This is a genomic window from Microbacterium aureliae, from assembly GCF_054780155.1.
The window spans coordinates 131764-149816 of the sequence record NZ_BAAGWW010000003.1 but is presented as its reverse complement, the minus strand read 5'-3'; the positions used below and the strand labels follow the sequence as shown (position 1 = coordinate 149816).

Below are 18053 nucleotides of genomic sequence, written 5' to 3'. Positions count from 1 at the left end.
AAGCCTCTCAGCGCCGATGGTACTGCAGGGGGGACCCTGTGGGAGAGTAGGACACCGCCGGACTTCTTCCGAGAAATGGCCACCCAGTGCTGGGTGGCCATTTCGCGTTAACGCGACCGAACGTCGGATCGAAAGGATCGGCAGCCATGGCAGACGACACTCCTCGCGACGAGGACGCCGGCGCACGGCGGGGATCCGACCGGCGCGGTGCTCGCCCGGGCGGCCAGCGACCCTTCGAAAAGCGAGACGGCGTTCGCCGCCCCTACGAGAAGCGCGACGGTGACCGTAAGCCATTCGTGAAGCGCGACGGCGACCGCAAGCCGTACGAGAAGCGCGGCGGCGACCGCAAGCCCTTCGAGCGGCGCGACGGTGAGCGTCGTCCCCTCGAGCGGCGCGATGGTGAGCGTCGTCCCTTCGAGAAGCGCGACGGTGACCGTAAGCCCTTCGTGAAGCGCGACGGCGACCGTCGTCCGTACGAGAAGCGCGACGGTGAGCGTCGTCCCTTCGAGAAGCGCGACGGCGACCGTCGTCCCTTCGAGAAGCGCGATGGCGACCGTCGTCCGTACGAGAAGCGCGACGGCGACCGTAAGCCTTTCGAGCGGCGCGATGGTGAGCGTCGTCCCTACGAGAAGCGCGACGGTGAGCGTCGCCCGTTCGAGAAGCGCGGCACCGGCCGGCCGACGCGCGGCGGAGCCGACCGTCCGGACCGTGCCGTCCGCGACGGCGAGATCCGGCCCGAGCGCCCGCGGCACGACGATCCCGAGATCCCCGAGGAGATCACCGCGCGGGACCTGCACCCGAGTGCCCGCAACGAGCTGAAGACGCTCAGCAAGGAGAACGCCGAGCAGGTCGCCCGGCACCTGGCGATGGCGTCCCAGCTGATCGAGGAGGAGCCGCAGCTGGCCCACCGCCACGCGCTTGCCGCGTCGCGCCGTGCCGGCCGCATCGCGGTCGTCCGCGAGTCGCTTGCGATCACCGCCTACGCGATCGGCGACTTCGCCCTGGCCCTGCGCGAACTGCGCACCTATCGCCGCATCTCGGGCAAGGACGACCAGATCGCCCTCATGGTCGACAGCGAGCGCGGTGTCGGGCGACCCGAACGCGCGCTCGAGCTCGGGCGCTCCGTTGACCGCGCGACGCTGCCCACCCCGGTCCGCGTCGAGCTGGCCATCGCCATGTCGGGCGCCCGGCTCGACCTCGGCGACGCCGCCCGCGCCCTGCAGGAGCTCGACATCCCCGAACTCGACCCGGACCGGGCATTCGAGTGGAGTCCGGCGCTGTTCGCCGCTCGCGCCGCCGTCCTCGAGGAGCTCGGTCGTGACGACGAGGCGCAGCGCTGGCACCAGCGCGCCCTCGTGGCAGCGGATGCCCTCGAGACGGCATCCGGGGCGGGCGACCTCGAGACCATCGACGTCGACGAGATCGAAGAGATCGAGCTCGACGAGGAGGAGCCGGCGGAGCCCATCGCTCCCGAGGAGTCCGAGCCGACCGTGCAGGACGAGGTCGACGAACTCCTGCGCGAGGTCGACCGGGAGGACTCCTGATGGGGCTGTTCTCGCGTCGTGAGGCGCAGCCGACGCCGCTCGACGGTGTGGACGTCGTCCTCGCCGATCTCGACGGCGTGGTCTATGCCGGCGCCGGAGCGATCCCGCACGCGGTCGACAACCTGCTGCGTGCGCGCGACGGCGGTCGCCGCCTGGGTTACATCACGAACAACGCCTCGCGGACGGATGCGTCCGTCGCCGCGCACCTGACCGGCCTGGGGCTGGCCACGGCGCCGGATGAGGTCGTGACGAGCCCGCAGGCCGCGATGCGACTGCTGGCCGAGCGCGTGGCACCGGGCTCACCCGTCCTCGTCGTCGGGGGAGAGGGCCTCGTGGTCGAGGTCGAGAAGGCCGGCTTCACCGTGACCCGCAGCGCCGACGACACCCCTGCAGCGGTCGTGCAGGGGTTCGCTCCCGAGGTCGGCTGGGCCCAGCTCGCCGAGGCCGCGTACGCCCTCGCCCTCCCCGAGGAGGAGGGCGGCATCCCGTGGATCGCCACCAACACCGACTGGACCATTCCGCAGTCCCGCGGGGTTGCCCCCGGCAACGGCACGCTCGTCTCGGCGGTGCACACCGCCGTCGGGCGCCTGGCGACCGTCGCCGGCAAGCCCGAGGTCCCGATCTTCACCGAGGCGGTCCAGCGTTTCGGCGCCGAAAAGCCGATCTTCCTCGGCGACCGGCTCGACACCGACATCCTCGGCGCGAACCGGGCCGGCGTGCCGTCGGCGCTGATCCTCACGGGGATCGACCGCCCCAAGCATGTCCTGGCGGCACCGGCGGGCTCGCAGCCGGCCTACATCCTCGCCGACCTGCGCGACCTGCACGAGCCGTACCCGGCCACCGTCATCCGCGACGAGGTCGTGACGGTGGGCGGCGCGTCGGTGCGGATCGACGGTCCCGACATCGAGATCCTCGCCGCCGGCGACCGGCAGATCGATCTGCTGCGCGCCGGCGCGGCGGCGATCTGGCGCACGGGGCGGGCGATCTTCGGCTTCCGCGTGCCCGAGGCGCTCTACGCCGATCCGTTCCACCGGCCGTGATGACCCGCGGCCGCCGGGCGGCGGTCGTATCCTGAAGCGATGGACGACACCGGCGAGCGGGATGACCTGCTGAGCGACCTCGAGATCATCGAAGCCCAGCCGCTCGCGCGCCGCGCCGAGGCCTACGACGCCCTGCACGATGCGCTCGCGCGCCGCCTCGAGGCCGGCCCGGCGGGCACGTCGCGCCCGTGAGCGAACGCCTGGATGCAGCCCTCGCCGCCCGGCGACTCGCGCGCTCCCGCACGCACGCGGCGGGGCTCATCGCCGACGGCCTGGTGAGCGTCGACGGGGTACCGGTGGTGAAGGCCTCGACGAAGGTGGGACCGGATGCCGTCCTCACCGTCGCCGGGGCCGACCACTACGTCAGCCGCGCAGCGCACAAGCTGATCGCCGGCCTCGACGCCTTCGGCGTGGACGTCGCCGACCGCCCGGCGCTGGACATGGGCGCCTCGACGGGCGGGTTCACCCAGGTGCTGCGCGAGCGCGGCGCGTCGCCGGTCGTGGCCGTCGACGTCGGGCACGACCAGCTGGCGGCGGTGGTCGCCGCCGACCCGCACGTGATCCCCATCGAGGGGTTCAACGTCCGCTACATGACTCCGCAGTCGCTGGCCGCGGCATCCGGAATCGACGACGCGCCCCAGATCGTCACCGGGGACCTGTCGTTCATCTCGCTCGGCCTGGTCCTCGAGCCGGTGCGCGACGTCATCGCGCCGGGCGGGGACATCGTGCTGCTGGTCAAGCCGCAGTTCGAGGTGGGCCGCACGGCGGTCAAGGGCGGGCTGGTCACCGACCCCGACCTGCGTGCGGACGCCGTGTCGGGCGTGCTGTGGAAGGCGTGGGATGCCGGCCTCGGCACCCTCGGGATCGTCTCCTCCCCGATCCTCGGCACGCGCGGAAACGCCGAGTACATCGTCCACCTCGCGCCGGGGCGGGGGAGCACTCCGGCAGAATGGTCGAGCACGGTGAACCGACTGACGGGGAGCAGATGACCCACGACGAGCGCAGGATCCTCGTCGTCGCCCATGCCGGGCGCGACGAGACCGTCGAGGCCGCCGACCGCGTCATCGCCGCCGTGCGCGGCGCCGGCGCGGTGCCCGTCCTCGCCGCTGACGACCACCGCGATCTCGCCGCCATCGCCCCGCACCTCGCCGAGACGGCCGTGCTGGGCGAGGACGTCGCCGTCGAAGACGTGGAGCTCGCGATCGTCCTGGGCGGTGACGGCACGATCCTGCGCGCCGCCGAACTCGTGCGGGGCGGGACGGCGCCGGTGCTCGGGATCAACATGGGCCACGTCGGCTTCCTCGCCGAGATCGAGCGGGACGACATGGACGACGCGGTCCGGCGCGTGATCGCCCGCGACTACCGCGTCGAAGAGCGCATGGCCCTGCAGATCCGCGTGAAGGACTCGTGGGATGCCGTGGTGTACGAGACATGGGCGCTCAACGAGGCCACGGTCGAGAAGGCCAGCCGCGAGCGCATGATCGAGGTCGTCGTCGAGGTCGACGGCCGCCCGCTGTCGACCTTCGGCTGCGACGGGATGGTGGTCTCCACCCCCACCGGGTCCACGGCCTACAACTTCTCGGCGGGTGGTCCCGTCATCTGGCCGACGGTCGAGGCGATCGCCGTCGTGCCGCTGTCGGCGCACGCCCTGTTCGCCAAGCCCCTCGTGGTCGGCCCCGACCACGCCGTGGCGATCGAGCTGCTGGAGCGCACCGGCGACGGCGTGCTGTGGTGCGACGGCCGCCGCTCGCACGACCTGCCGCCCGGGGCCCGGGTCGTCGTCCGCCGCTCGCCCGTCCCCGTGCGGCTGGCGCGCCTGCATCCGGCGCTGTTCACCGACCGGCTCGTGCAGAAGTTCCGCCTCCCCGTCACCGGCTGGCGCGGACCGTCGCCGGGCAACGGCACCGACGCGGTCGACACCGTCGGCGGCGCCCCGTGATCGAAGAGATGCGCCTGCGGGACCTCGGTGTCATCGCCGAGGCGACGCTGCCCATCGGACCCGGCTTCACCGCGATCACCGGCGAGACCGGCGCGGGCAAGACCATGGTCGTCACCGGGCTCGGGCTGCTGCTGGGCCAGCGCGCCGACTCCGGCGCCGTCCGCGCCGGCGCCGCGCAGGCGTCGGTGGACGGCGTGTGGATCGTGCCTGAGAACGGTGCGGTCGCCGAGCGCGTGCGGGATGCCGGAGGCGAGCTCGAGCCGCTCGGCGACGGCCGCGCCGAGCTGTTCGTCGGCCGCTCGATCTCGAGCGAGGGCCGCGGCCGTGCGTCGGTGGGCGGCCGGGCCGCGCCCGCGGGCGTGCTGTCGGACCTCGCCGACGAGCTCGTGGTCGTCCACGGCCAGTCCGACCAGCTGCGGCTGCGGTCGGGCACCGCCCAGCGCGATGCGCTCGACCGCTTCGGCGGCGAGGGGATCCACGCCGCCCGCGCCGCGTACGCCGAGGTCTTCGAACGCCTGCGCACCCTCACCCGCGAGCTCGACGAGCTGGTCGGCGACCGGGACGCCCGCGCCCGCGAGGCGGAGCTGCTGCGCGCGCAGATCGCCGAGATCGAGCAGGCCGATCCGCAGCCGGGGGAGGACACCGAGCTGACGATCCGCGCGGAGCGCCTGGCCAACGTCGAAGAGCTGCGGCTGGCCGCGGCGACCGCCCACGACGCGCTCTCGAGCGAGACCGGCGGCCCCGACGCCCAGTCGCTGCTGGCCGCCGCGCGCCGCGAGCTCGAACGCGCCGCGCACGACCCGCTGCTCGAGGACCTCGCCGGCCAGCTCGCCGACCTCGGGTATCGCGCCGCCGACCTCGCCGCGTCGCTGTCCGGCTACCTCGCCGACCTCGACGAGACCGGGCCGCACGAGCTCGCCGCCGTCGAGGAGCGGCGGGCCGTGCTCGCGGCCCTCGCCCGCACCCACGGCAGCGTGGACGCCGCGCTCGACCTGCTGCAGACGGGCTCGGCGCGCCTGCTCGAGCTCGACGACGACTCCGACCGCATCGAGCGGCTGACGGCGGAGCGGGATGCCGCGGCATCCGCTCTGGACGATCTCGCCGCCGCCCTCACCGAAGCGCGGACGGCGGCGGCGGCACGGCTCGGCGAGGCGGTGACGGCCGAGCTGCGCGCGCTCGCGATGCCCGACGCGACGGTCACCGTCCAGGTGGCGCCGGGCGCCGAGTCCGCGTCGGGGCGCGACGACGTCACGATCCTGCTCGCCCCGCACCCGGGCGCGACGCCCCGCCCCGTCTCGCGCGGGGCGTCGGGGGGCGAGCTCAGCCGCGTCATGCTCGCCATCGAGGTCGTCATCGCCGGCACGGACCCCGTCCCGACGTTCGTCTTCGACGAGGTGGATGCCGGCATCGGCGGCGCCGCGGCGATCGAGGTCGGGCGGCGCCTGGCGCGCCTGGCCGAATCGGCGCAGGTGATCGCCGTGACCCACCTCGCCCAGGTCGCCGCGTTCGCCTCGAACCACCTGACCGTCGTCAAGGCCAGCGACGGGTCGGTGACGGCATCCGATGTCCGTCGCCTGGAGGGCCCCGACCGCGAGGCCGAGATGGCGCGGCTGCTGTCGGGCATGCCCGATTCGGATGCCGCGCTCACCCACGCCCGAGAGTTGCTGGGCCTTCGCGTCCAGCCTGACTGATAGGATCGAAGCCCGTGGCGGAAACTCATTCAGCAGGTATTTCGGACGGTTCTTCGAACGGCACCACGCGGCACATCTTCGTGACCGGCGGTGTCGTTTCGTCGTTGGGGAAGGGCCTGACGGCCGCGAGCCTGGGCAATCTGCTCACCGCCCGCGGACTCCGCGTGGTCATGCAGAAGCTCGACCCGTACCTCAACGTCGACCCCGGCACGATGAACCCGTTCCAGCACGGCGAGGTCTTCGTCACCGACGACGGCGCCGAGACCGACCTGGACATCGGCCACTACGAGCGCTTCCTCGACATCGAGCTGAGCCAGGCGGCGAACGTCACGACCGGCCAGATCTACTCGCAGGTCATCGCCAAGGAGCGCCGCGGCGAGTACCTCGGCGACACCGTGCAGGTCATCCCGCACATCACCGACGAGATCAAGCGCCGCATGCGCCTGCAGGCCGACGAGTCGCCGCAGCCCGACGTCATCATCACCGAGATCGGCGGCACGGTCGGCGACATCGAGTCGCAGCCGTTCATCGAGTCCGCCCGCCAGATCCGCCACGAGCTCGGCCGCGGGAACGTCTTCTTCGTCCACGTCTCGCTCGTGCCCTTCATGGGCGCGTCGGGTGAGCAGAAGACCAAGCCCACGCAGCACTCCGTCGCGGCCCTGCGCTCCATCGGCATCCAGCCCGACGCGCTCGTGCTGCGCAGCGACCGTCCCGTCACCGACTCCAACAAGCGCAAGATCGCGCTCATGTGCGACGTCGACGAGGATGCCGTCGTCAACGCCGTGGACGTGCCCTCGATCTACGACATCCCCTCGATGCTGCACGACCAGGGACTCGACGAGTACATCGTGCGGGCGCTGGGTCTCAGCCGAGCGGCGGACGTGGACTGGTCCCGCTGGCAGCGGGTGCTCAGCGCCGTGCACAACCCCAAGCACGAGGTCACGATCGGCCTCGTCGGCAAGTACATCGACCTGCCCGACGCCTACCTGTCGGTCACCGAGGCGCTCAAGGCCGGCGGATTCGCCCACGAGACGCATGTGAAGATCCGCTGGATCCCCTCGGACGAATGCCAGACGCCCGAGGGCGCGGCCAAGGCCCTGGGCGCGGTCGACGGGATCGTCGTGCCCGGCGGGTTCGGCATCCGGGGGATCGAGGGCAAGCTCGGCGCGCTGCGCTTCGCGCGCGAGCAGGGCATCCCCACCCTCGGCATCTGCCTGGGCCTGCAGTGCATGGTCATCGAGTACGCCCGCAGCATGGCGGGACTCGAGGGCGCGTCCTCGAGCGAGTTCGACCCCGACACCGAGTTCCCCGTGGTGGCCACCATGGCCGAGCAGGTCGACATCCTCGACCGCGGCGACCTGGGCGGCACGATGCGGCTCGGACTGTACCCGGCCGCGCTCGCACCCGGATCGCTGGCCGCCGAGGTGTACGGCGCCGAGACGATCCAGGAGCGCCACCGCCACCGCTACGAGGTCAACAACCGGTACCGGCAGCAGATCGCCGACGCCGGCCTGGTCTTCTCGGGACTGAACCCCGACCTCGACCTCGTCGAGTTCGTCGAGCTCCCGCGCGACGTCCACCCGTACTACATCGCCACGCAGGCCCACCCCGAGCTGCGTTCGCGGCCCACCGAGTCGCACCCGCTGTTCCGGGGACTCGTCGGCGCGGCGCTGGAGCGCCACCGCGCGAGCGAGCTGTTCGACGACGAGCCGTACGTGCAGGCGCAGGAACCGGTCGCGTGAGCGTGGACCTGCACGACGAGCCCGTCGAGGTCGAGGTCGCCGCGAGCGACCTGGTCTACACCGGCCGGGTGTGGGACGTCCGTGAGGACACGATCCGCTACGCCGGCGCCGACATCGTCCGCCAGTACGTCGACCACCCGGGCGCGGCGGCGGTCGTCGCCGTCGACGACGACGAGCGGGTGCTGCTGATCCAGCAGTACCGGCATCCGATCCGCCATCGCGACTGGGAGATCCCTGCGGGGCTGCTCGATGTCGACGGGGAGGCGCCGCGCGAGACCGCGATCCGCGAGCTCGCCGAAGAGGCCGACCTCGTCGCGACGTCCTGCGAGCCGCTCGTCAGCGCCTTCACCACGCCCGGCGGCAACGACGAGGTCGTGCACATCTTCCTCGCCCGCGGCCTGAGCGCGCACCCGGCCACCCACCCGCGCGAGGACGAAGAGGCCGACATCCGCCTGGAGTGGGTGCCGCTGGCCGAGGTCGTCGACGGGATCCTCACCGGCCGCTTCCGCAACGGCATCCTGATGGCGGGCGTCCTCGCCGCCGCCGAGACGCTGCGCCGCGCCGCGGGGTAGGGATGCGGCTCGATCAGGCGGTGGACCGCTACCTGCGGCACATCACGATCGAGCGCGGCCTGTCGGAGCACACCGTCGCCGCCTACCGGCGGGACCTCGCCGGCTACACCGCGTGGCTCGTCTCGCAGGGGGTCGGCGACACGTCCGAGGTGACCCCGGCGCTGGTGACCGCGTTCGCCGCCGAGCGCGCGAGCGCCAAGCCCCCGATCGCCGCGACGAGCCTGGCGAGGCTGCAGTCCTCGGTGCGCGGGTGGCACCGCTTCCTCGTCGTCGAGGGGCTCGAAGAGGCGGACCCCGCCTCGCGCCTGCGTCCGCCCAAGCTGCCGCGCCGGCTGCCGAAGGCCCTCACGATCGAGCAGGTCGAGACCCTGCTGGATGCCGCCGGCCCGGCTGGCGCGGACAGCGCGGCGTCCGGCGGCGACGAGGTGCTGGCTGCGCTCCGCGACCGCGCGCTGCTCGAGCTGCTCTACGCCACCGGGGCCCGCGTCTCGGAGGTGGTGCGCCTGGATGCCGACGACCTGGCGCACGGCGACGTGCTGCGCCTGCGCGGCAAGGGCGACAAGGAGCGGATCGTGCCGGTCGGCTCGTACGCGCGCGCCGCCGTGGACGCCTATCTCACGCGCGTGCGGCCCGAGCTGTCGCGGCGGGGGAAGGCGACGTCCCGGCTGTTCCTGGGCGTGCGGGGTGCGCCGCTGTCGCGGCAGAGCGCGTGGGCGGTGATCCAGCGCGCCGCCGAGCGGGCCGGGCTCACCGCGCACGTGTCGCCGCACACGCTGCGCCACTCGTTCGCGACGCACCTGCTGCAGGGCGGCGCCGACGTCCGCGTCGTGCAGGAGCTGCTCGGGCACGCGTCGGTCGCGACGACGCAGATCTACACGCACGTGAGCGTCGACGCGCTCCGCGACGTGTACGCCACCTCGCACCCGCGGGCGCGCTAGCGGGACGGACACGCCCGGCCGTCGGCACCGTCCGACCGGATCTCGGGCGGGGGCGTGACTAGAATCGAGCGAACGCAGGCGACGGCAGGAGAATCGGTGGCGGGCAGCAAGCCGAGCACGAAGGGCGGGACGGCGGACACGCCGATCGGACCCACCGGGCGACCCTACCGGGGCTTCCCCACACCGCCGAAGCTCGACGGGCACGGCCCCGCCCGCATCATCGCGCTGTGCAACCAGAAGGGCGGCGTGGGCAAGACCACGACGACCATCAACCTCGCCGCCTCGCTCGCGCAGTACGGCCGCAAGGTGCTCGCGGTGGACTTCGACCCGCAGGGCGCGCTGTCGGCGGGACTCGGCATCCCGACCCATGAGATCCCGACCGTCTACGACCTGCTGCTGGACGGCAAGCGCGACCCGCAGGACGTCATCGTCCACACCGCCGTCGAGAACCTCGACGTGATCCCGGCGAACATCGACCTGTCCGCCGCCGAGGTGCACCTGGTCAACGAGGTCGCCCGCGAGCAGATCCTCACGCGGGCGCTGCGCAAGGTCGCCGCCGACTACGACGTCATCCTCGTCGACTGCCAGCCCTCGCTCGGCCTGCTCACCGTCAACGCCCTCACCGCCGCCCACGGCGTGATCATCCCGCTGGAGTGCGAGTTCTTCGCCCTGCGCGGCGTGGCGCTGCTGATCGAGACGATCGACAAGGTCCGCGACCGACTGAACCCGAGCATCACCCTCGACGGCGTGCTCGCGACGATGTACGACCCGCGCACCCTGCACTCCCGCGAGGTGCTGGAGCGGGTCGTCGACGCGTTCGGCGACGACGTGCTCGAGACGGTGATCGGCCGCACTGTGAAGTTCCCCGACGCCTCGGTGTCGGGCATGCCGATCACCGAGTTCGCGCCCGAGCACGCCGCCGCCCAGGCCTACCTGCGGCTGGCGCGGGAGCTGGTCGCCCGTGGCGCCGTCGCCTGACGAGAACGACGAGCCGGCTGAGCAGTCCGCGGGCTTCCGCGTCGCGCTGTCGAACTTCGACGGCCCCTTCGACCTGCTGCTGAGCCTCATCTCCAAGCACGAGCTCGACATCACCGAGGTGTCGCTGTCGAAGGTCACCGACGAGTTCATCGCGTATCTGCGTGCGCTCGGGCCGGATCAGGACCTCGACGAGGCGTCGGAGTTCCTCGTGGTGGCGGCGACCCTGCTCGACATGAAGGTCGTGGGGCTGCTGCCGCAGGGCGAGCTCGTCGACGCCGAGTCCGTCGCACTCCTCGAGGCGCGGGACCTGCTGTTCGCCCGGCTGCTGCAGTACCGCGCGTTCAAAGAGGTCTCGGCGTGGTTCGCCCGCTGCCTGCAGCGCGAGGAGCGCCGCCACGCCCGCGCGGTGCGCCTGGACGAGAAGTACCGCAACGCCGCGCCCGAGCTGGTCTGGACGCTCAGCCCCGACGATTTCGCCGCCCTCGCCCTGCTGGCGATGACGCCCAAAGAGGTGCCGCACGTGCGGCTGGATCACCTGCACGCACCGCTCATCAGCATCCGGGAGCAGGCGGCGATCGTGGTGACCCTGCTGCGGGATGCCGGCACCTCGACCTTCCGCCAGCTGATCGCCGGCGTCTCGCAGCCGGGCGTCGTCGTCGCCCGGTTCATCTCGGTGCTGGAGCTGTACCGCCACGCCGCGGTGAGCTTCGAGCAGCTCGAGCCGCTCGGCGAGCTGACCGTGCGCTGGACCGCAGACCGCTGGTCGGATGAGAACCTCGCGACCCTGGGAGCAGACTATGACCGCTGACACCTCCGCGCCGCCCGTTGCGAGCGTGGCCCGACGCCTCGAGGCGATCCTGCTGATCGTCGACGAGCCGCAGAGCCTCGTCGCCCTCGCCACCGCCGTCTCGGCGCCCGTCCCGGCGGTGCGCCAGGCCGTCGAGCAGCTCGTCGCCGACTACGACGGCGAAGCCGGCGGCCCGCGCCGCGGCTTCGAGCTGCGCGAGGTCGGCGGCGGCTGGCGCCTGTACGTCCGCGAGGAGCACGACGATCTCGTGAGCGACTTCGTCAACGCGCAGGCTCCTGCCCGCCTGTCGCAGGCGGCGCTGGAGACCCTCGCCGTCATCGCCTACAAGCAGCCGATCACGCGCGGCCAGGTCGCCTCGATCCGGGCGGTCAACGTCGACTCGGTCGTGCGGACGCTGCTGTCGCGGGGTCTCATCGAGGAGCGCTTCTCGGACCCCGAGACCGGAGCGATCCACTACGGCACCACCGAGGCGCTGCTCGGGCACCTCGGGATCAACTCCCTCGACGAGCTGCCGCCCATCTCGCCGCTCCTCGACGACGGCGCCCGCGGCTTCGACGGCGAGGTGATCCGGTGAGCGAGACCGACGGCATCCGTCTGCAGAAGGTGCTCGCGAACGCGGGCGTCGCCTCGCGCCGCGTCGCGGAGGACCTGATCGTCGCCGGCCGCGTGCGCGTGAACGGCGCCGTGGTCACCGAGCTCGGCACCCGCATCGACCCCGATACCGACCTCGTCGACGTCGACGGCACCGCCGTCCAGCTCGACCAGTCCAAGCGGTACGTCATGCTCAACAAGCCCACCGGCGTCGTCAGCTCGATGCGCGACGACCGGGGGCGCCCGGACCTGCGCCGCTACACGAAGGACTGGCCGGAGCGGCTGTACAACGTGGGCAGACTGGATGCCGACACCAGCGGCCTTCTCGTCCTGACCAACGACGGCGAGCTGGCGCACGTGCTCGCCCATCCGTCCTTCGGCGTCACGAAGGTGTACATCGCCAAGGTGGACGGGCGCGTCACGCCGCAGACCATCGCCAAGCTCACCCGCGGGATCGACCTCGAGGACGGCCCCATCGCCGCCGACAAGGCGCGGCTGCTGTCGGCGGCCGGGGGCGGATCGCTGGTCGAGCTGACGCTGCACTCCGGGCGCAACCGGATCGTCCGGCGCATGATGGCCGCGGTCGGGCACCCCGTCGTCGAGCTCGTGCGGCGCAAGTTCGGGCCGCTCCACCTGGGAACCCTTCCAGCCGGCAAGGCACGCGAGTTGACTAAGGTGGAGCGCGGCGCGCTTCTCACCCTCGCGCGCCAGGCGACAGCCGCAGGCGCGGCCGCCACGCCCGAAGAAGAGGGCCCCCAGGAGAACTCGTGACCGACACCTCGGCATCCCACGCGCGCGCCCGCGTGGCTGCGCGCGTGCACGGCACCGTCCGCATCGTCGGCGCGGGGCTTCTCGGCTCGAGCATCGGCCATGCGCTGTCCGCCCTCGGCGTCGACGTCGCCCTCGCCGACACCTCGCCCGCCCAGCTGCGCCTCGCCGTCGACTACGGCGCCGGCCGGCCCGCACGCGACGACGACCGTCCCTCGCTCGTCGTGGTCGCCGTGCCGCCGGACGTCACCGCCGACGTCATCCAGCGCGAGCTCGCCGCCTACCCTCACGCCGTCGTCACCGACGTCGCGAGCGTCAAGCTCGAGCCGCTGCGTGCCCTGCGCGAGCGCGGTGTCGACATCTCGCGCTACATCGGCTCCCACCCCCTCGCCGGCCGTGAGCGGGGCGGGGCCATCGCCGCGCGCGCGGACATCTTCATCGGTCGCCCGTGGGTGGTGTGCCGCGACGAGGAGACCTCGGCGGCGGACCTCGCCCTCGTCGAGGGGCTGGCGCTGGATCTCGGCGCCATGCCGATCGAGATGTCCCCCGAGGACCACGACCGCTCGGTGGCGCTCACCTCGCACGTCCCGCAGCTGGTGGCGAGCCTGCTCGCCGGCCGGTTCGTCGACGCGCCCGAGGGCTCGCTGCGCCTCGCCGGACAGGGAGTGCGCGACACCACGCGCATCGCGGCATCCGCCCCCGAACTGTGGGTGCAGATCCTCGGCGCCAACGCGGCCCCGGTCGTCGACGTGCTCGAGGCCCTCGCCGGCGACCTCGCCGACGTCGCCGCGGCCCTCCGCGCGCCCGATGCCCCCGGCGCCCGCCGGTCGATCGCCGACACGATCCGCCGCGGCAACGACGGCGTCGAGCGGCTTCCCGGCAAGCACGGCCAGAGCCGCCGCTTCGAGACGATCGTCGTCATGGTCGACGACAAGCCGGGTCAGCTCGGCCGCCTGTTCGGCGAGCTCGGCGAGCTCGGCGTCAACGTCGAGGACCTGCGCCTGGAGCACTCGCCCGGCGCCCAGTTCGGCCTCGCCGAGATCAGCGTGACGCCCACCGCCGTCCGCCCGGCGATCGACGGGCTCGAAGCCCGCGGATGGAAGATTGCGAGCACTACCAATGACTGACCCCGCCCCCACCGTGATCGTCGCGATCGACGGTCCCGCCGGCAGCGGCAAGTCCAGCGTCTCGAAAGAGGTGGCCCGCCGGCTCGGCTACGGCTACCTCGACACCGGCGCGGCGTACCGCGCGCTGGCGTGGCACGCGCTGGACCACGGCGTGGACACCTCGGACGCCACGAGCGTGCTCGAGGTGACCGGCGACTTCGACTACGCCGTCTCGACCGACCCCGACGACTTCTGGGTGCGCGTCGGCGGCACCGACGTCACCGAGGCGATCCGCGAGCCCCGCGTGTCGGATGCAGTCAGCGGCGTCGCGCGCGTGCCGGCGGTCCGCCAGTCGGCGACGGCGCTCTTCCGCGCCCTCGCGGCCGGCTCGGGGCGCCCGGGCGTCGTCATCGAGGGCCGCGACATCACCACCGTCGTCGCCCCGGAGGCGCCCGTGCGGATCCTGCTGACGGCGGCCCCCGAGGTGCGGGCGGCGCGGCGCAGCGCCGAGCTGACCTCGCACGACGCCAAGGACGTGGCGCACGCGCTGGCGAAGCGGGATGCTTCGGACTCCGCCGTGGTCGACTTCCTCACCGCGGCACCGGGTGTGACCGTGGTGGATTCCACCGAACTCGACTTCGCGCACACCGTCGACGCCGTCCTCGGCGTCATCGACGCGGCGCTCTCCACCCAGGCGGGAGCCTCCCATGACAGCTGATAACCCCACCCTCGACGACGACTTCTCGAGCGACGACCACCTCGCCGAGACCCTCGACGCCATCGACGACGACCTCGCCGACCAGCGCGCCGCCGCCCTGCGGGCGAGCCTGGACGACTACGAGCTCGACGAAGAGGACGCGGCGCTGCTCGCCGGCCTCGCCGACGGGGGAGAGGGCATCGAGTTCTCGCCCGCGCTGCCGGTCGTCGCGATCGTCGGCCGCCCCAACGTCGGCAAGTCCGCGCTGGTCAACCGCATCCTCGGCCGCCGTGAGGCCGTCGTCGAGGACACCCCGGGCGTCACGCGCGACCGCGTCACCTACAAGGCCGAGTGGATGAACCGGCGGTTCTCGCTCGTGGACACCGGCGGGTGGGAGCCCGACGCCAAGGGCATCGACCGCTCCGTCGCCGCGCAGGCCGAGGTCGCCATCGACCTGTCCGACGTCGTGCTGTTCGTCGTGGACGCCATGGTCGGCGCCACCTCGACCGACGAGCACGTCGTGAAGCTGCTCCGCAAGAGCGGCAAGCCCGTCTTCCTCGTCGCCAACAAGGTCGACGACGCCCGCCAGGAGCCCGAGGCGGCCGCGCTGTGGAACCTGGGTCTCGGCGAGCCGCACCCCGTCTCGGCCATCCACGGCCGCGGCGTCGCGGACCTGCTGGACGAGGTCATGAAGAAGCTGCCGGATGTCTCGGCGGTCGCCCGCGCCGAGATCGGCGGACCCCGGCGCGTGGCGATCCTCGGTCGCCCCAACGTCGGCAAGTCCTCGCTGCTGAACAAGGCCGCCGGCGAGGAGCGGGTCGTCGTCAACGACCTGGCCGGCACCACCCGCGACCCCGTGGACGAGGTCGTTGAGCTGGGTGGCAAGCTCTGGCGGCTGGTGGACACCGCCGGCATCCGTCGTCGTGTGCATCTGCAGCAGGGCGCCGACTTCTACGCGTCGCTTCGCACGTCGGCCGCGCTCGAGAAGGCCGAGGTCGCCGTGGTCGTCCTCGACGTCAGCGAGTCGCTGAGCGAGCAGGACGTCCGCATCATCGACCTGGTGCTGGAGTCGGGCCGGGCGCTCGTCCTCGCCTTCAACAAGTGGGACCGCCTGAACGACGACGACATGGAGAACATCGACCGCCGCCGCTACCTCGAGCGCGAGATCGAGCAGGACCTCGCGCACGTGGCGTGGGCGCCGCGCGTGAACATCTCGGCCCGGACCGGCCGTCACCTCGACAAGCTCGTCCCGGCGCTCGAGACGGCGCTGGAGTCGTGGGATCAGCGCATCCCCACCGGCAAGTTCAACGCATTCCTGTCGGAGCTCGTCGCCGAGCACCCGCATCCGCTGCGGGGCGGCAAGCAGCCGCGCATCCTGTTCGGCACGCAGGCCTCGACGCGCCCGCCCACATTCGTGCTGTTCACGACCGGCTTCCTCGATCCGGGCTACCGCCGCTTCGTGCAGCGCCGCCTGCGCGAGCTGTACGGCTTCGAGGGCTCGCCGATCGTCATCAACATGCGGGTGCGCGAGCGCCGGCAGCGCTGAGGCCCGCCCGGTGACCATCGAGCAGCCCGGGGCCGGCGAGCCGCGCCGGCCGTCCGGGCCGCGCGATCCCGGCGATGCGTGGGTGGTCGCGCCCACGGGTGAGAAGTACTGGGGGCGCTTCGGCGCCGCCGGCCTGCTCGCCCACGACGCCGAGCGCGGCGTGCTGCTGCAGCACCGGGTGTCGTGGAGCCACTTCGGCGGCACGTGGGGTCTTCCCGGCGGCGCCCGCCACGAGGGCGAGTCGGCGCGGGACGGGGCGATCCGTGAGTCGACCGAAGAGGCAGGCGTGCCCGCCGGAGCCGTCCGCCCCCACGCGATGAGCGTGCTCGACCTCGGGTACTGGAGCTACGCGACGCTCGTCGCCGAGGTCGTCCGGCCGTTCGAGCCGGTCATCAGCGACCCCGAGAGCGTCGAGCTGGCGTGGGTGCCGGTCGCCGACGTCGAGCGGTTGCCCCTTCATCCCGGTTTCGAGGCGGCTTGGCCGGCGCTGCGCGGGATGCTCGGTGTTCAGCCCGCCGTGGTCGTCGACGTCGCCAACGTCATGGGGGCCGTCCCCGACGGGTGGTGGCGGGACCGCGCGGGTGCCGCCGAGCGCCTTCTCGCCCGGCTCGCCGCGGTCGCCGCGGACGGCGTCGACGGTGAGCTCGTCGGACTCCCCGGCGCGACGTGGTACCCGTCGTGGACGGCGATCACCGAAGGCCGTGCCCGCAGCGCCGGCGACGCCGAGGGTGTCGCGGTGGTGCGGGCGACGGCATCCGGGGATGACGCCGTCGTCGCCGAGACCGTGCGCCTGACAGGACTCGGCAAGCGCGTCACCGTCATCACCAGCGACCGAGGGCTCGCCGAGCGGGTGACGGATGCCGGTGCCGCCGTCCGCGGGGTCCGCACGCTGCGGGACCTGCTGCCCGACTGACCGGGGTCAGGACTCGCGGCCGCGCAGGCGGTCGAGGTCGCGACGCTCGCGCTTGGTGGGCCGGCCGGCGCCGCGGTCGCGGATCGGGACGAACGGCGTCTCTTCGCGGGGGAGCGGCGGCGGGGTGCGGTCCTCGACCGCCTCGGCGGCGACGGCGGCGCCGACGCGCTTCGAGATCGGCGCCTTCACGATGAGGATGCGGTCGAAGCCGCTGATGCGCACGCGCAGCTCGTCGCCGGGCCGCACCGGCTGGGCGGCCTTCGCGCGTTCGCCGTTGACGCGCACGTGGCCCGCGCGGCAGGCCGTCGTGGCCAGCGACCGGGTCTTGTAGACGCGAACGGCCCACAGCCACGCGTCGACCCGGACGGATTGCGTCATCCGCCCATCATCGCTCACGCGGGGATGTCGAGCGCCATGACGACGCGGTCCGGGCGGGAGCGCCCCACTTCGCGGAAGCCCGCCGTGCGGAAGGTCGACACCGTGCCGTGGTACAGGCTGTTCGCGGAGTGGGTCCTGCCGGCATCCGGGTCGATGGGGTAGCCCTCGACGACCCGTGCGCCGCCGGCGGTCGCGTGGGCGACGGCGGCGTCGAGCAGGGCGGCGGCGAGTCCCCGGCCGCGGTGCTCGCGGCGGACGACGAAGCAGCTCACGGCCCACACCGACGGGTCTTCCCACGGCTCGGTCGAAACCGAGGCATACGCCTTCGTGCGTGCCAGTCGCGGCTGCGTCGTGCGCGGGCCGACCCGCACCCACCCGGCCGGCTCGCCGTCGACGTACGCGATGAGGGCCGGCGGCGGCCCGGCGGCGATCTCGTCCTGCAGCATCCGCCTGCGCTCGTCGGCGGTGGTGGCGTTGAACTGCGCAGCCGTGATCAGCCACCACTGGCACTGGCAGCTGCGCCCGTCGCCGCCGCCGGTGAGGGCGTGCTGGGCGTCGTCCCACCTGTCGGCGGTGGCCGGGGCGATCGTCACGCTGTGTCCACTCATGCGGCGACCGTAGTCGCGGGCTCCGACACGCGGCAACCGCGCTGGTTCGCGGGCGCGCGGCGAAGAGGCTAGGATAGGGGAGTTGTCTTCACCCCGGTGAGGACGTCCGGGATGTGGCGCAGCTTGGTAGCGCACTTGACTGGGGGTCAAGGGGTCGCAGGTTCAAATCCTGTCATCCCGACCGGAACGAAGGG

General features: G+C 72.9%; 20 protein-coding genes and 1 tRNA gene. 18 read left to right on the top strand and 3 right to left on the bottom strand.

The genetic code is table 11. The features are described from left to right. Window positions 1-107: 107 nt before the first annotated feature. Window positions 108-860, bottom strand: coding sequence for a hypothetical protein (locus tag ACYVF4_RS12960; protein WP_460723444.1), 753 nt, complete (start codon window positions 858-860; stop codon window positions 108-110). A gap of 6 nt (window positions 861-866) precedes the next feature. On the opposite strand from ACYVF4_RS12960, the gene ACYVF4_RS12955 reads away from it, so the two are divergent. The 17 genes from ACYVF4_RS12955 to ACYVF4_RS12875 all read left to right on the top strand — a co-directional run bounded on the left by ACYVF4_RS12955 (window position 867) and on the right by ACYVF4_RS12875 (window position 16873). After that, on the top strand, window positions 867-1544 hold the full coding sequence (locus tag ACYVF4_RS12955) for a hypothetical protein (protein WP_460723442.1): 678 nt from the start codon (window positions 867-869) through the stop codon (window positions 1542-1544). Further along, window positions 1544-2584: an HAD-IIA family hydrolase gene (locus ACYVF4_RS12950; protein WP_460723440.1), complete on the top strand. Its 1041-nt coding sequence runs from the start codon at window positions 1544-1546 to the stop codon at window positions 2582-2584. Before ACYVF4_RS12955 ends, ACYVF4_RS12950 begins: the two co-directional genes overlap by 1 nt. Before the next feature lie 39 nt (window positions 2585-2623). Further along, the gene (locus ACYVF4_RS12945; protein ID WP_460723438.1) at window positions 2624-2776 is read left to right on the top strand and encodes a hypothetical protein; all 153 of its coding nucleotides are present in this window, start codon (window positions 2624-2626) and stop codon (window positions 2774-2776) included. Further along, window positions 2773-3573, top strand: a complete 801-nt coding sequence (locus ACYVF4_RS12940; protein WP_460723436.1) for a TlyA family RNA methyltransferase — start codon at window positions 2773-2775, stop codon at window positions 3571-3573. Before ACYVF4_RS12945 ends, ACYVF4_RS12940 begins: the two co-directional genes overlap by 4 nt. Continuing rightward, window positions 3570-4523, top strand: a complete 954-nt coding sequence (locus ACYVF4_RS12935; RefSeq protein WP_460723434.1) for an NAD kinase — start codon at window positions 3570-3572, stop codon at window positions 4521-4523. The genes ACYVF4_RS12940 and ACYVF4_RS12935 overlap by 4 nt, the downstream gene beginning before the upstream one ends. Then, on the top strand, window positions 4520-6214 hold the full coding sequence (gene recN, locus ACYVF4_RS12930) for a DNA repair protein RecN (RefSeq protein WP_460723432.1): 1695 nt from the start codon (window positions 4520-4522) through the stop codon (window positions 6212-6214). The genes ACYVF4_RS12935 and recN overlap by 4 nt, the downstream gene beginning before the upstream one ends. A 14-nt stretch (window positions 6215-6228) precedes the next feature. Then, on the top strand, window positions 6229-7956 hold the full coding sequence (locus tag ACYVF4_RS12925; RefSeq protein WP_460723430.1) for a CTP synthase: 1728 nt from the start codon (window positions 6229-6231) through the stop codon (window positions 7954-7956). After that, the gene (locus ACYVF4_RS12920; protein WP_460723428.1) at window positions 7953-8528 is read left to right on the top strand and encodes an NUDIX domain-containing protein; all 576 of its coding nucleotides are present in this window, start codon (window positions 7953-7955) and stop codon (window positions 8526-8528) included. The genes ACYVF4_RS12925 and ACYVF4_RS12920 overlap by 4 nt, the downstream gene beginning before the upstream one ends. A gap of 2 nt (window positions 8529-8530) precedes the next feature. After that, window positions 8531-9466: a site-specific tyrosine recombinase XerD gene (xerD, locus tag ACYVF4_RS12915; RefSeq protein WP_460723426.1), complete on the top strand. Its 936-nt coding sequence runs from the start codon at window positions 8531-8533 to the stop codon at window positions 9464-9466. 96 nt (window positions 9467-9562) lie between these two features. Next, window positions 9563-10444, top strand: a complete 882-nt coding sequence (locus ACYVF4_RS12910; protein WP_460723424.1) for a ParA family protein — start codon at window positions 9563-9565, stop codon at window positions 10442-10444. Then, on the top strand, window positions 10428-11252 hold the full coding sequence (locus tag ACYVF4_RS12905; RefSeq protein WP_460723422.1) for a segregation and condensation protein A: 825 nt from the start codon (window positions 10428-10430) through the stop codon (window positions 11250-11252). Before ACYVF4_RS12910 ends, ACYVF4_RS12905 begins: the two co-directional genes overlap by 17 nt. Continuing rightward, window positions 11242-11826, top strand: coding sequence for an SMC-Scp complex subunit ScpB (scpB, locus tag ACYVF4_RS12900; RefSeq protein WP_460723420.1), 585 nt, complete (start codon window positions 11242-11244; stop codon window positions 11824-11826). Before ACYVF4_RS12905 ends, scpB begins: the two co-directional genes overlap by 11 nt. After that, window positions 11823-12614 (top strand): pseudouridine synthase, encoded by a 792-nt coding sequence (locus ACYVF4_RS12895; protein ID WP_460723418.1) that lies wholly within the window; start codon window positions 11823-11825, stop codon window positions 12612-12614. The genes scpB and ACYVF4_RS12895 overlap by 4 nt, the downstream gene beginning before the upstream one ends. Further along, entirely contained in the window at window positions 12611-13738 is a 1128-nt protein-coding gene (locus tag ACYVF4_RS12890; RefSeq protein ID WP_460723416.1) for a prephenate dehydrogenase, read from the top strand. Before ACYVF4_RS12895 ends, ACYVF4_RS12890 begins: the two co-directional genes overlap by 4 nt. Beyond that, a complete protein-coding gene (gene cmk / locus ACYVF4_RS12885) occupies window positions 13731-14435 on the top strand; it encodes a (d)CMP kinase (protein ID WP_460723414.1) in 705 nt (234 codons plus the stop codon). Before ACYVF4_RS12890 ends, cmk begins: the two co-directional genes overlap by 8 nt. Further along, window positions 14425-15960: a ribosome biogenesis GTPase Der gene (gene der / locus ACYVF4_RS12880; RefSeq protein WP_460723412.1), complete on the top strand. Its 1536-nt coding sequence runs from the start codon at window positions 14425-14427 to the stop codon at window positions 15958-15960. The genes cmk and der overlap by 11 nt, the downstream gene beginning before the upstream one ends. A 10-nt stretch (window positions 15961-15970) precedes the next feature. Beyond that, entirely contained in the window at window positions 15971-16873 is a 903-nt protein-coding gene (locus tag ACYVF4_RS12875; protein ID WP_460723410.1) for an NUDIX domain-containing protein, read from the top strand. A 6-nt stretch (window positions 16874-16879) separates the two neighbouring features. Here the strand turns inward: ACYVF4_RS12875 and ACYVF4_RS12870 are convergent, their stop codons facing one another. Then, a complete protein-coding gene (locus ACYVF4_RS12870) occupies window positions 16880-17251 on the bottom strand; it encodes an RNA-binding S4 domain-containing protein (protein WP_460723408.1) in 372 nt (123 codons plus the stop codon). A gap of 14 nt (window positions 17252-17265) precedes the next feature. After that, a complete protein-coding gene (locus ACYVF4_RS12865) occupies window positions 17266-17859 on the bottom strand; it encodes a GNAT family N-acetyltransferase (protein WP_460723406.1) in 594 nt (197 codons plus the stop codon). A gap of 107 nt (window positions 17860-17966) precedes the next feature. On the opposite strand from ACYVF4_RS12865, the gene ACYVF4_RS12860 reads away from it, so the two are divergent. Next, window positions 17967-18040 (top strand) — tRNA-Pro (locus ACYVF4_RS12860). The last annotated feature ends 13 nt before the right edge of the window (window positions 18041-18053 follow it).